The organism is Methylobacterium brachiatum (genome assembly GCF_020523825.1).
GTDB classification, from domain to species: Bacteria; Pseudomonadota; Alphaproteobacteria; order Rhizobiales; family Beijerinckiaceae; genus Methylobacterium; species Methylobacterium brachiatum.
The window spans coordinates 87644-100681 of record NZ_JAJALK010000016.1 but is presented as its reverse complement, the minus strand read 5'-3'; the positions used below and the strand labels follow the sequence as shown (position 1 = coordinate 100681).

The 13038-nt window shown below is 72.0% G+C and carries 11 protein-coding genes; 7 read left to right on the top strand and 4 right to left on the bottom strand.

The window, feature by feature from the left end; translation table 11 throughout:
• The first annotated feature begins 204 nt into the window (after window positions 1-204).
• Window positions 205-918 carry a FadR/GntR family transcriptional regulator gene (locus LGR69_RS26250; RefSeq protein ID WP_230367867.1) on the top strand — a complete coding sequence of 238 codons (714 nt, stop codon included), beginning with the start codon at window positions 205-207 and terminating at the stop codon, window positions 916-918.
• 11 nt (window positions 919-929) lie between these two features.
• Here the strand turns inward: LGR69_RS26250 and LGR69_RS26245 are convergent, their stop codons facing one another.
• Complete coding sequence (locus LGR69_RS26245) at window positions 930-1331, bottom strand: hypothetical protein (RefSeq protein WP_230367866.1); 402 nt, start codon at window positions 1329-1331, stop codon at window positions 930-932.
• A gap of 412 nt (window positions 1332-1743) precedes the next feature.
• Between LGR69_RS26245 and LGR69_RS26240 the strand changes: the two genes are divergently transcribed.
• Window positions 1744-3789, top strand: coding sequence for a TonB-dependent siderophore receptor (locus LGR69_RS26240; RefSeq protein ID WP_230367865.1), 2046 nt, complete (start codon window positions 1744-1746; stop codon window positions 3787-3789).
• A gap of 66 nt (window positions 3790-3855) precedes the next feature.
• Here LGR69_RS26240 and LGR69_RS26235 read toward each other — a convergent pair whose 3' ends face one another.
• Entirely contained in the window at window positions 3856-5997 is a 2142-nt protein-coding gene (locus LGR69_RS26235; RefSeq protein WP_230367874.1) for a helicase-related protein, read from the bottom strand.
• 128 nt (window positions 5998-6125) lie between these two features.
• Window positions 6126-7013 carry a transcriptional regulator GcvA gene (gcvA, locus tag LGR69_RS26230; protein WP_230367864.1) on the bottom strand — a complete coding sequence of 296 codons (888 nt, stop codon included), beginning with the start codon at window positions 7011-7013 and terminating at the stop codon, window positions 6126-6128.
• 94 nt (window positions 7014-7107) lie between these two features.
• On the opposite strand from gcvA, the gene LGR69_RS26225 reads away from it, so the two are divergent.
• A complete protein-coding gene (locus LGR69_RS26225) occupies window positions 7108-8346 on the top strand; it encodes an MFS transporter (RefSeq protein ID WP_230367863.1) in 1239 nt (412 codons plus the stop codon).
• Window positions 8347-8425: 79 nt separating this feature from the next.
• On the opposite strand, the gene LGR69_RS26220 is transcribed toward LGR69_RS26225, so the two are convergent.
• Window positions 8426-10171: an adenylate/guanylate cyclase domain-containing protein gene (locus LGR69_RS26220; protein ID WP_230367862.1), complete on the bottom strand. Its 1746-nt coding sequence runs from the start codon at window positions 10169-10171 to the stop codon at window positions 8426-8428.
• 324 nt (window positions 10172-10495) lie between these two features.
• Here LGR69_RS26220 and LGR69_RS26215 point away from each other — a divergent pair, with 324 nt between their 5' ends.
• The 4 genes from LGR69_RS26215 to LGR69_RS26200 all read left to right on the top strand — a co-directional run bounded on the left by LGR69_RS26215 (window position 10496) and on the right by LGR69_RS26200 (window position 12947).
• Window positions 10496-11062 (top strand): DNA-3-methyladenine glycosylase, encoded by a 567-nt coding sequence (locus LGR69_RS26215; protein WP_230367861.1) that lies wholly within the window; start codon window positions 10496-10498, stop codon window positions 11060-11062.
• Window positions 11063-11235: 173 nt separating this feature from the next.
• Window positions 11236-11967, top strand: a complete 732-nt coding sequence (locus LGR69_RS26210) for a LuxR family transcriptional regulator (RefSeq protein WP_007568045.1) — start codon at window positions 11236-11238, stop codon at window positions 11965-11967.
• Between the two features lie 87 nt (window positions 11968-12054).
• Complete coding sequence (locus tag LGR69_RS26205) at window positions 12055-12732, top strand: acyl-homoserine-lactone synthase (RefSeq protein ID WP_230367860.1); 678 nt, start codon at window positions 12055-12057, stop codon at window positions 12730-12732.
• Window positions 12729-12947 (top strand): hypothetical protein, encoded by a 219-nt coding sequence (locus LGR69_RS26200; protein WP_007568040.1) that lies wholly within the window; start codon window positions 12729-12731, stop codon window positions 12945-12947. Before LGR69_RS26205 ends, LGR69_RS26200 begins: the two co-directional genes overlap by 4 nt.
• Window positions 12948-13038: the final 91 nt, after the last annotated feature.

Below are 13038 nucleotides of genomic sequence, written 5' to 3'. Positions count from 1 at the left end.
CTCGTCAGGCTCATAACCTGAAGGTCACAGGTTCAAATCCTGTCCCCGCAACCAAATCTCTTTCGATGACTCGACCCATCGGAAAACCCGGCTCACTAACGCGAGCCGGGTTTTTCGTGTTCGGGGCCATGCTTGCCAAACGGGCTGATCGAGGAGACGGTTCAGACGTGGGATGATCCTGCATCCTCGCGTAAAGCTGCTCCCATGCCCCCGACCTTAAACCTGCCCCAGGCCGCCCGACGCTCCTTGGTCGATTCCGCGATCGAACTTATCCGCACGCAGATCGAGACCGGCCGCTGGAAGGTCGGGGCACGCATCCCGAAGGAGGCGGAACTCGCCGAGATGCTGCAGGTCGGGCGGAACACCGTGCGGGAGGCCGTGCGGGTGCTCTCGCATGCCAAGGTCCTCGAGGTGCGACAGGGGGACGGGACCTATGTCCGCCTCAACGTCGACCCGGCGGAGGTCATGCGCCGGGTTACCCATGCGAGCCTGCGCGACCATTTCGAGCTGCGCGCGCTGCTCGAGACCGAGGCCGCACGCCGGGCCGCGACCCGGCGGGACGCGGACGACGTGCGACGGCTCGAGGAGCTGCTGGCGGCGCGCGGGGAGCGTCCCCAGGACGGCGATCTCGCGGGCTTCATCGAGCGCGACATCGCCTTCCATGTCGCGGTCGCCCGAAGCGGCGGCAACGCCGCCCTCGTAGAGCTCTATCGCTACTTCGCGCTGGCCTTGCACGGCAGCACGAGCGCGGCGCTGGCCGACCGGACCTTGCCCGAGCCGGACCTCGCGGCCCATCGCCGGGTCGTCGATGCGATCCGGGACCGCGATGAAGCCGGTGCCGCGGAGGCCGCCCGGGCGATCGTCAGCCCGATCCTCGACGCGCTTGAGCGTGACGGGCCGGCTGCTGCCGATCGCTGATCGCGCTCCGTTCAGCCGGTCGCGCGCAGGGCCTGCCTGGCCAGCGCGACCGCCTCCTCATCGGTGGCGCAGGCGGCCTGCGGTGTACCGAAGGCGCGGACCAAGCCGGGGAAGGCCGCGTCCAGAGCCGCGCGCCGATCTCGGTCGGGCTCGACGATGATCAGGGCGCGGCAGCGCTCCGCCAAGGCGTCCTTGTTCCGCTTCAGCCACAGCCCGCGGGCGACCCGGTCGTCGTGCGGCTCGTCGTTTTGGCGCCCCTCATAGATGAGCACGAAGGGGGTGTTGCGCCCGAGAAGCGCGTCCATCTCTCGGCACCAGGCCGGTGCGTAGCCGGGCGTGCAGGCATCCCCATTCCGCATCCGCACGACGGGAAAGGCCGAGACGTCTTGAAGGGTGAAGGCCGCACGGTCCATGCTCCGGACTCCTTGGAATTGCGCTAAAAGATAGTTTCATCCAATCATCCTACCTTTGTTGACCGGCGGCGGCAATCGCCGTAGCGCTGGGCTCCCCAGACAGGAGCCCGACCATGTCTCCGCGCCCGCAGGATCCGCACGCCGTCGCCCCAATCGGCCAGAAGCCGCGCGCGAACCCCCGATCGTCCAAAGCGACATGCGTGCTGGCCGTGATCCTGTCCGGCTCCCCGGCGGCCCTCCACGCCGAGGACCATGTGCCCGGCGCGGGGCAACCCGGCGTCGCGTCGAGCCGGACCGCGGCACCCCGCCACCGAGCGGGCGCGGCAGCCGAAGCGGAGAGGGCGGCCGTTCACGAGCGCCCCGGGACCGATGCCGCCATCGCCCTTCCGGCCTCACGGTCACCGGCCACGGGATGACCGGGACGGATCCGGTCCCCGGCCTCGTGGCGCGGGTCTCGGCCACCGGGACGAAGACCGACACGCCACTCCTCGCGGTGCCGCAGGCCGTGTCGGTGATCCCCCGGGCGCAGATCGACCAGCAGGCGGCCCGGAGCGTCGGCGATTCCTTGCGCTACACGCCGGGCGTGTTCGCGGACACGCGGGTCGGCGGCGTGCTGGAAAGCGTGTTCCTGCGCGGCTTCGGGGGCTTCGCGGCGGGCGCGACCAACCCGCAGATCCTCGACGGCCTGCCGCTCGTCAAGGGTGGGAACTGGGCCGCGCAGGTCATCGACCCGTCCGTGCTGGAGCGCGTCGAGGTGCTGCGCGGACCGGCCTCGGTCCTCTACGGGCAGGCGAGCCCGGGCGGCATCGTCAGCATGGTCAGCAAGCGACCGACCGAGCAGCCTTTCCGCGCGGTCACGCTCACCACCGGCAACCGCAACCGGGCCGAGGCGGCCTTCGATCTCGGCGGGCCGATCACCGCGGACGGACGCTGGGCCTATCGCCTGAACGGCCTCGGCCGGCGGGTCGACACGCAGGTCGATTTCTCACGGGAGCAGCGGCTCGTGCTGGCGCCGGCGCTGGCCTGGCGGCCGGACGACGACACGCACCTCACTCTGCTGGGCTTCTACCAGAACGACCCGCACAACAACTTCGCGGGCTGGCTCCCGGCCGAGGGGAGCCTGTTCCCCAGCCCGGCCGGCCGGATCCGGCGCCGCTTCTTCCCGGGCGAGCCCGGCTTCGATGCGTACGACCGTCAGCAGGCGATGATCGGCTACGCCTTCGAGCACCGCTTCGACGAGACCTGGACCGTCCGCCAGAACCTGCGCTACGCCCATATCGATACGCGCTTCGAAGGCGTGGCGATCAATTACTTCGCCCCGTTCGGCGCGATCGCGCGCCTGCTCGAACGCTCGGCCTCCTGGTCGCGAGAGGCGGTCGACGGTGTGTCGCTCGACAACCAGACGCAGGCCGATTTCGCCACCGGACCGGTCGGCCATACGATCCTGCTCGGTCTCGGCTATCAGGGCTCCCGGGCGGACGTGAACGCCTCGGGCTTCGGCCCGGTGCCGCCGATCGACTTTACGGCGCCGGTCTACCGCCGGCCCTTCGCCCTTCCGGCTGCGCTCCCGCGCACCCGTCAGGACTGGAGCCGCGTCGGCCTCTACGCCCAGGACCAGATGCGCCTGGACCACTGGGCGGTCACGGTCGGGGGCCGGCAGGATTGGTCCCTGCTCGATACCGCCAACCGCCTGACGGCAGGGAGTTCTCGCCAGGACGACGAGGCCTTCACCGGCCGGGTCGGTGCGGTCTACCTGTTCGACAGCGGCCTGGCGCCGTATGCGAGCTACGCGACATCGTTCGAGCCGACCCTGGGCACCGGGTTTTCGGGTGCCCCGTTCAAGCCGACCCATGCGCGGCAGACCGAGGCCGGGGTGAAGTATCAGCCCCCCGGCCTGGACAGCTTCGTCGCCGTCTCGGGCTTCGACATCACCCAGGACAACGTCGCCGCCGCCGATCCGGCGCATCCGTTCTACAGCGTCCAGACCGGCGCCGTGCGCTCGCGCGGCATCGAGTTCGAGGCCCGGGCGACCCTGTCCGACAGCCTCGATCTGATCGGCGCCTATACCTATCTCGACACCACCGTGCGCCGGGACAGCAACCCGGCGCTCGTCGGCAAGCGCTTCGTCGCCGTGCCCGACCAACTGGTGTCGCTCTGGGCGCATTACCGGTTTCCGGGCGGGCCGCTCGCGGGCCTCAGCCTCGCCGGCGGGATCCGCGTCATCGGCCGGAGCGCCGGCGATCCGGCCAACAGTTTTTCCGTGCCGGCCGTGACCCTGGTCGATGCGGCGATCCGCTACGATCTCGGCGCCGCCGATCCGGGGCTCGCGGGCTGGCAAGCCTCGATCAACGCCGCGAACCTGTTCGACCGGACCTATGTCGCCTCCTGCTTCGCGGCGGGCGGCTGCTTCTACGGGAACGGCCGGACTGTCATCGCCAGCCTCGGCTACCGCTGGTGAGGGGTTAAGTCTCGATGGTGCATCATCTTCTCCCGAAAGCCGGCAACCGCCTTTCGGGATGATGCGCTACCGGGTGCCCGCCCGGCGGGTGCGGCGCTCGGCCTTGCGGGTCGCGGTCTCGCGCAGATGCTGCTCGATGGCGTCGTTGGCGCGGCCGCGCATGTGCCGGATCGCCTCGACGTCGTCGAACGTGTCGGGGAAGCGGCGCGACAGCCACAGATAGGCGCTGGCGAGACGGACGGTCCGCTCCTGGTAGTCGAGTTCCCCGGTCAGGCTCGCCCGCAGGGCCGGGACCGTGGTGCGCGCCGCCCGGGCCTGGCTCCAGCGCTCGAGCATGCCCATGGCGATCTCGTCGCGCCGGTTGATCGGGCAGACCGAGAAGGCGAATTTTTCCTCGATCGGCAGCCGCGCCCGGTCGATGACCCGCGCGACCTCCAGGATCTCCTCCAGGGCCGAGGGCTGGAACGGCGAGCCGGCATAGAAGGTCGCCCGGGCGAAATGCGTCAGCACCTCGTGGAGGCTCTGGGTCTGCATCTCCTCGGCGACCGAGCGGATCGCGCCGAGATCCGGCCGGACGAAGAAGCGCGAATCGGCCGCCGGCGCCGTGGGGGCGCCCGACAGGGCGATCCGGATCGGCTCGATGGCGACCGCGTCCGTCGCCGCCACGTAGCCGACATCCTGGTGGCCGTAGCGGCCGGCCCGGCCGGCGATCTGGCGGATCTCGGAATTGGTCAGGCCGCGCTCCTTCGTGCCGTCCCACTTGCGCACGGTCGAGAACACGATCCGCCGGAGCGGCCCGAGATTGAGCCCCATGCCGATCGCGTCGGTGGTGACCAGCACGTTGGCCTCGCCGGTGCGGAAGCGCGTGGCCTCGGCCCGGCGCACCTCCGGCGACAGGGCGCCGTAGATCGTCGCCACCCGGTGCCCGCGGGCGACCAGGATCTCGCGGTTCTCGTGCACGGCCCGGCGCGAGAACGCCACGACCGCGTCCCCGGGCTCGACCTTCTCCAGGGGGACCGGCGTGTCGAGCAGCAGCAGCGGCGACTTGCGGGTGAACGGGATCACCTCCAGCGACTCACCGGCGGCCTCGGCGGCGCGGCGGACGTAGGACAGGGCGTCGTCGGAGCCGCACACGACCACGGTCCGGGCGGGCACGCCGAACAGGGCGTTGGTCCAGGCCCAGCCGCGATCGGGATCCGACAGCATCTGGATCTCGTCGATCACCGCCACGTCGATCGGGCGGGTCAGGTCGGCGGTCTCGATGGTGCGGGCGGTGTGGGTCGGCTCCGGCTCGCCCAGGACCTCCTCGCCGGTGACCATCCCGGCCCGGAGCCCGCGCTCGCGCAGGGCCTCGTAATTCTCCAGGGCGAGCAGCCGCAGGGGCGCCAGATAGGTGCCGTTGGCGGCCGCCGTCAGCATCTGCAGGGCCGCGTAGGTCTTGCCGGAATTGGTCGGTCCCATGTGGAACAGGATCCGGCGGTTCAGCCGGCGGGCGGCGGCGAACCGCTCGATATAGGCGCCGAAGCCGACCTGATCGCGCAGGCGGCGCAGGCGCGAGCCCTCGCTCGCCACCGCCTTGGCGTGGCGCCGGACGGGGGTGAGGGTGTCGTTCAGGGAGCGCGCCAGCTTCGGCCCGTAGGTGAACACGCGGGAGCGCAGCGAACGGTCCAGATGGGCGATATAGGCGGCCGCGTCGGCCCCGACCTCGCGCAGATCCTGGATGATCTGTGCCCGCAGGCGCTCGACCGGCTTGCTCAGGGTCCGGGTGACCTCGCCGGCGCGTTCCGCCACCGTCGCCCGCAGGGTCTCGAGGCGGTGCGCCGGATCGTTCCGGGCCGCCATGCGGGCCAGGATCTCGGCCGCCGCCGGGTCCGGGGCGCTGTCGATCCGCAGGTCCAGGCGGCCATTGTCGAGGAGCGGAATCTCGGTCCGGATGGTCCAGATCACCCGGCGGTCCCGCAGGATGGCGGCCCTGAGCGCGGGGATCGCCTGTCGGACCGCCGGGACGCCGGTCTCCGCGAAGGCCCGGGCCTTCTGGCGGGCGCGCAAAACGTCGGCGATCCGCTCGTCGTCGACCTCGGCACCGAATTCCGGGAGTTCGAGATCGGCGCGCAGAGTCTCCAGATCGATGGAATCCGGGGAAAGCCCGAGCCGCGCCACGGCCTCGGACAGGTAGACGGTCGTGGGACGGAGACGCTTGCGCGCCATGAACTCACCTTCGGCCGCGGCGCTCACCGGTCGGCGCTGGACCCCGCCGTCGAACGCGTTCCTGACAAGCATCCTTGCCCGACAACCATCCTTGCGCCAGTCCGACCCCCGACGCCATCCCCGGCGCGTCAGGCTTCGTGCGCCGCCTCGGTGAGCCAGGCGCAGAAGGCGCGCACGGTCGGGTCCTCGGCCCGGGCCTCCGGGACGTAGGTGTAGTAGCTCCGCGCCGGCAGGGACGGGCCCGCGAAGGGGCGGGTCAGGCGGCCGGCCGCCAGGTCGTCGGCGATCAGGCGCTCCGGGCCCATGGCCACGCCGAGACCGTCGAGGGCGGCCTGCAGGGTCAGGTAGAAATGCTCCAGGGTCACCGAGGCCTGGGGGACCAGGTCCGGCACCCCGGCGGCGCGCAGCCAGTGCGGCCAGACCTCCGGGAGCGTCGCCGCGTGCAGCAGGGTGTGGTGACGCAACTGCCCCGGCTCCTGCAGGGGCAGGCGCTGCAGCAGGGCCGGGCTGCAGACCGGGATGCGCCGCTCGGTGAGGAACGGCTGCGCGACATGGCCGGGGCGTGTTTGCGGCCCGCCCCGGATCGCCACGTCGAACGGGTCGGCGAGGTTCGCCAGCGGCACGTTGGAGGTGGTCAGCCGGACCTCGATGGCGGGATGGGCGACCTGGAAGCCGGACAGCCGCGGGATCAGCCAGCGCAGGGTGAAGGTCGCGAGCGCGTTGACGTGCAGCAGGCGCGGCCGGCCGCGCTCGACCTGGCGGGCGGTCGCCAGGGCGACCCGGTCGAGGGCGGCGCCGATCTCGGCGGCGTAGCTGCGCCCGGCCTCGGTGAGCACCACCCGCCGGTTGTGGCGCTCGAACAGCGGCACGCCGAGCCAGCCTTCGAGCATCTGGACGTGCCGGCTCACCGCCCCGTGGGTCACGCGCAGCTCCTCGGCGGCCCGGGTGAAGCTGGCGTGCCGGGCCGCCGCCTCGAAGGCCTTCAGCGCATTGAGCGGCGGCAGGCGGCGGTGCATCGCTGTCAGGTTTCCTCACGCGAGCGTCAGCATAAGGCGTTTGTCAGCCGGGCGCGAGATCCGCATCCTGTGGTGGCCGCACAAGGATCCCAGGATGGCCCGCGCCTCGGACTTCACCGCCCCGCTCGACGACGCCCCGGACCGGGCGGCCAAGCGCATCGACGACAAGCGCACCCTGGTGATCGCCGGGATCAACCACGCCCTGCACGACGGCTACACCGACCTGATCTACGTGCTGCTGCCGGTCTGGCAGGCGGAGTTCGGCCTCGACTACGTCGCGCTGGCGCTGCTGCGCTCGCTCTATAACGGCGCGCTCGCGGCCCTGCAGATGCCGGCGAGCCGGCTCGCTCAGGCATTCGGCGCCCGCACGGTGCTGGTGCTCGGCACGCTGCTCAGCGCGGGCGGCTACGCGCTGGCCGGGGCATCGGGCGGCCTGATCGGCCTCTGCGTCGGCCTGCTGCTCGGGGGTGCCGGCAGCAGCACCCAGCACCCGCTGGCCTCCACGGTGATTGCCCGGGCCTACGGGGCCGCGGCGCGCGGTCCGCTCGGCACCTACAATTTCGCCGGCGATCTCGGGAAGGCGGCCGTGCCGCCGCTGGTCGGCTTCCTGCTGACCCTGTCGGGCTGGCGCACGGCGCTCTGGGTGATCGCCGGGCTGGGCGTCGCGGTCGCGCTCGGCGTCGGCCGCTGGCTGCCGCGTGAGTCCAGGTCACGCACGAAGCGGGCGAAGGCCGCAATCGGCACCCGTGACGGGGCCGGCGCCCGGCCCGGCTTCGGCCTCCTCGTCGCGATCGGCACCCTCGACAACGCCGCCCGCCCGGCCTTCCTGCTCTACCTGCCGTTCCTGCTGCAGGAGAAGGGCGCGGCCCTGACCACCGTGGGGCTCGCGCTCTCGCTGGTGTTCATCGGCGGGGCGCTCGGCAAGGCCGTGTGCGGCCGGCTCGGGGAGCGCCTCGGCGTCACCCGGACCGTGCTGCTCACCGAGACCGGGACCGCGGCCGCGATCCTGGCGGTGATCGCCCTGCCGCTCGCCCCGGCGCTGATCCTGCTGCCGCTGCTGGGCGTGATGCTGAACGGCACCTCGTCGGTCCTGTACGGCACGGTGCCGGAACTGGCCCCGGGCGGCCGGGTCGAGCGGGCGTTCGCGGTGTTCTACACCTGCACGCTCGGGGGCAGCGCGCTCGCGGCGCCGCTGCTCTACGGCCGGCTCGGGGATGCGGCCGGCCCCCGCTGGGCCGCCGTGGCGGCCGCCGGGACGGCGCTCGCCGTGGTGCCGCTCATGCTGGCCCTGTCCCCGCATCTGGCCCGGGGGAGGGAGGCGCGGAGGTTCTGACTCCGGCGGGGGCGGGGCGGGCCATCCGACCCTGCTTCCGTCCGTGTGTGCAGCCGATGTCTCCGGGAAACCGTATCCATCACGGCGCGGCGGGGCAGAGCACCCCGAGCGTGCTCACCCGGACCGGCTCGGACCGGCCCTCGACCGGGATCTCCCGGATCGCCGTCGGCGCGGTCTTGGCCGCGCGATAGACCGCCTCCGAGATCACGGCGACGCAGCCAAGGACCTTGGTCAGGCCCTGCAGGCGCGAGGCGACGTTGACGGTGTCGCCGAGCGCGGTGAAGCGCGCATCGGTGGCGTCGCCCATCTCGCCGACGATCGCCAGGCCGGCATGGACGCCGATCCCGTACCGGAGGGTGTGCTCCAGGTCGGCGGCCAGAAGCTCGTTCAGGGTGGCGACGTGCTCGGCGATCAGCTCGACCGCCCGGAGCGCGTCGCGGGCCGCCGGCTCGGGGTCGGTCTCGAGGCCGAACAGGGCCAGCAGCCCGTCGCCGAGGAACTGGTTGGTCGAGCCGCCGGCGTCCCGCACCGCGTCGCCGACCGCCCCGAGGAAGCGGTTGATGATGAACACCGTGTCGTAGGGCAGGCGCTCCTCGGCGAGCCGGGTCGAGCCGCGCAGGTCGACGAACATCGCCACGATGAAGCGCTCCTCGCCGGATTGCGCCCGGTCGAGCAGGTCCGCCTGCCGCACCCGCGGCGGCAGCGGGAACAGCGGCACCACAGCGAGGTCGGCCTCGGGCCGGAACTGGCAGGCGAGGCGCACCCCGGGCCCGGCGGCGATCCGCTCCAGCACGGCGCGCTCGGCCCGGCCGGCGGGGGGCGTGTCGGCGCTGCCGTCGAGCACGCGGATCCGGCAGGTCGAGCACCGGCCGCGGCCGCCGCAGACGCTGGCATGGGGGATCCGGTTGCGCCGGCTCGCCTCCAGCACGCTGGTGCCGCGGGGCACCCGGACCACCTTTCCGTCGGGATAGCTGAGCCGGATCGTCCCGCGCTTGACCTCCGCGAGGGTCCGGACGCCGCGGGCGGCGATCACCGCGGCGACCAGGCCGGCATAGGTCAGCAGCATCCCGTCCCGGATCGCGCCGAGCCGCGCCACCTGGTCGGGCAACCCGACATGGACGGGCTTGAGCGCCGCGGCGCGCCAGGCCGGGTCCTGCGCCAGGGCGAGGATTGTCCGGCCGCCCTGCACGAAGCCGAGCAGCGCCAGGACCGGCACCAGCACCGCGACCGCCAGGAGCCAGGGCGCGGCGCGCCCGAAGGCGGGCTTCAGCTGCAGCCAGAAATACAGTCCGGAGCAGCCGTGGATCCAGGCGATGACCAACATCGCCGCCTGCATCGCGCCCTGATGCGGCGCCGCGACCCAGAAGGCGTAGAGTTCCTGCGCGTAGCCCTTCTCGAGCCCCTCGGTGGCGAAGGCGATCCGGGTGCCCACGACGTGGCTGACCAGCAGCGGCGGGATCAGCAGACCGGAGACCATCTGCACGACCTCGCCGGGACGCCAGCGGAAGTAGCGGGCGGCGTAGAGCGCCTGGAGCCCGAGCAGCAGGTGGATCACCAGCGCGCCGTAGAGCAGGGCCAGGCCCAGCGGGTTGAGCCACAGCGCGGAGGCGACGCCGAGGCCGTCCTCCATGGCGTCGAGGGAGACGTTGCCGAGCGCGTGGTTGGTCAGGTGGGTCAGGATGTAGGCGAACAGGACCAGCCCGCTCCAGAGCCGGAGGCGGCGCAGGGTCAGGCCGGGCCGGATCCGGGCGCGCAGCGGGATCGGGGCGGCCTGCGAGCCTCCGGCGGAGGTTCGGAGCGTCGCGATCGACGAGGTGCGCGTCATGCTGGAGGTCCGACGAGATCGGCAGCGGGCCCGGTCTGGCCGGCCTGTCCTACCAGCAAACCGCACCCGCGGCCTCCGTTGTATTTCTACTTGCCGGCGAGTTTCGGGCCGGGACCGGTCTCGGCATCCGGCGTGAAGCCTTCGAAGAGACGGAATGGAGCCGTGCCGTATGCCGGATCCCGTCGGCGGATCGCCCCGCCTGCCCGCCGATTCGGCGCCGGGTCCGGGGCGGCAGCCGCGCGTGCAAAAAGCCGTCACCCGAACCGCCCGCCGGGCGTTGCCCAGGCTGGATGACACCCGCCGCACGACACCCGGACAGACCCGATGCCCGACCCGTTCTTCGCCCGGAGCGCCGCCGCGGTGGCCGCGGACCTGATCGGGGCGGGGCTCTGGGTCGGCGAGGCGGGGGGCATCATCGTCGAGACCGAGGCCTACGACCGGACCGATCCGGCCTCCCACAGCTTCGCCGGCCCGACGAAGCGCAATGCCAGCATGTTCGGGCCGCCGGGGCACGTCTACGTCTACCGGTCCTATGGGCTGCACTGGTGCCTGAACCTGGTCTGCGAGCCGGGCAGCGCCGTGCTGCTGCGGGCGATCGAGCCGAATGCCGGCCTGGCCGCCATGGCGGAGCGCCGGGGCACCGACGATCCGCGGCTGCTCTGCGCCGGGCCGGGCCGCCTGTGCCAGGCGCTCGGCATCACCGGGGCGATGGACGGCCTGCCGGTGGCACAGGCGCCGTTCCGGTTCGCGCCCCGGACGCAGCCCGTCACGGTCGCGGCGGATCGGCGCATCGGGATCACCCGCGGCGCCGAGACGCCCTGGCGATTCCTGCTCGCCGGCTCCCGGTTCGTCAGCCGGCCAGTGCGGCGGGTCGACCGGAATGCGGGGTGAGAGGCGGGCCCCGGACGGGGCGCGCCGTGTGTCGGAACCGGACGGACCGTGGAAAGCCCTGCTCTGCGCTTGGCCGGCACGGCAACCTCATGTATAGGTTTGTTCCGTGTGGACTGCATTTTTTGCAACTACAGGTCGGGAAGATTTCAGAAATACAAGCATTCGGACTTTCGGTGAGCCAGGACAGCCAGAAGGCTTTTGATATCGTCAGCCGCCTCAAGCTGGCGTCGAAGATTCCCGACATCCTTCGTGAGATGAGAGCGGCGGGCGCGTATTTCGGATACGACGCCTTCATCATCACCAACCTGCCGGCGGAGCACGAGATCTCCACGCAGGGCTGCGCGCTCGTGCCGGCCTGGCCCGAAGGCTGGCGGAAGCGCTATTTCGAGCGCGATTACCTGCGGATCGACCCGGTGGCGAACCACGTCAAGCGCACCACCGAGCCGTTCCTCTGGAGCGAGGCGCCCTATCGGTCCGACGAGGTCGCGGCCGCCCGGGTCATGGGCGAGGCGACCGAATTCGGGCTGTCGGAGGGGTTCTGCGTCCCGATCCACCACCTGGCCGGGCCGGGCGGCGGCGTCAGCTTCGGGGCGCGCCGGCTCGACCTGTCCGAGGAGGCCAAGGCCGCGCTGCATCTGGTCTCGATCTACGCCTACCAGCGGGCCGAGACCCTGATCCGTGAGGGCGGCCGGACGCCGCTGCGCAAGGCACCCCGGCTCACCGCGCGGGAGATCGAGTGCCTGCGCTGGACCGCGGCCGGCAAGACCAGCTGGGAGGCCTCCGAGATCCTCAGCACGTCGCAGCGGACCGTCGAGTTCCACCTCAAGAACGCCGCGCGCAAGCTCGATGCGGTGAACCGCGTCCAGTGCGTCGCGGAAGCCATGCGGCAGGGCATCATAGCGTAGCCGCGCGGCGGCTGTCGACCTCGTAATTTTACGAGGCTCATTCGGACCGGCGGCCCGGCATCACTCCCCCGACAGGGGGAATGATCCATGGTTGTGGTTATCGACGACGACAATATTTCTCAGCACGGGGCGTTGCTGGAGAAGATCTATCGGTTCCGGCACGCGCTCTTCGTGGACCGGCTCAACTGGGAGGCGTGCCGCCGGCCCGATGGCCGCGAGATCGACCAGTTCGACGGCCCCGGCTGCATCCACCTGGCCTATCTCGAAGGCGGCGAGATCACCGCCTATACGCGGCTCCTGCCGACGACCCGGCCGCACCTGCTGACGGAGGTCTATCCGCACCTGGCGCAGCGCGGGCCGGCGCCGCGGGGCGCCACCGTCTACGAGTGGACCCGCTGCGGCACGCTGCCGGCCCGACGCGAGGGGCGCACCGGCCTGATCGACCCGGCCACCGCTGGGATCTTCACCGCCGCGGCCGAGGTCGCGCGGGCGCGCGGCCTCGACGGATTGCTGGCGCAGACGCACCCGATCCTGGTCAACCGGCTGATGTCCTGCGGCTGGGACGTCGAGCCGCTGGGGCTGCCGACCCGCTACAGCGGCCACGCGATCCTGGCGGTGTACGCCCGGCTGATGCCCGACACGGTGGCGTCCTCCCGCGCGTTCTTCGGCCTCCAGGCCTCGCCCTTGCACGAGACGTCCCTGCACGCCCCGCGGGCGCCGGCGGTCCGGCTGCCTGTGCCGGCCGAGCGGAGGCTGCACGCATGAGCGTATCCGACATCCTGAACCGGGCCTGCCAGAGCGAGGGCGAGGAGCCGGCGATCGTGCGCCTGGGCCACCACGCGATCGAGCTGTGGCGCGCCGCAGAGGAGATCGGCGATCCGAGCCTGCTCGCCGCCCTGCGCCCCCTGGTGGAGCATATCGGCCGCGCCCTGGCGCGCGACGTCGCGGACGAAGCCTGCATGGACGACACGCTGCACTGAGGAACGCAGCGACGGGCTGCGGGCGAGGCCGACGGGAAGCGACGGATCCCCCGCCCGCGCCGCCACCTCAGGATGCGGGAGCGGGTGGGGG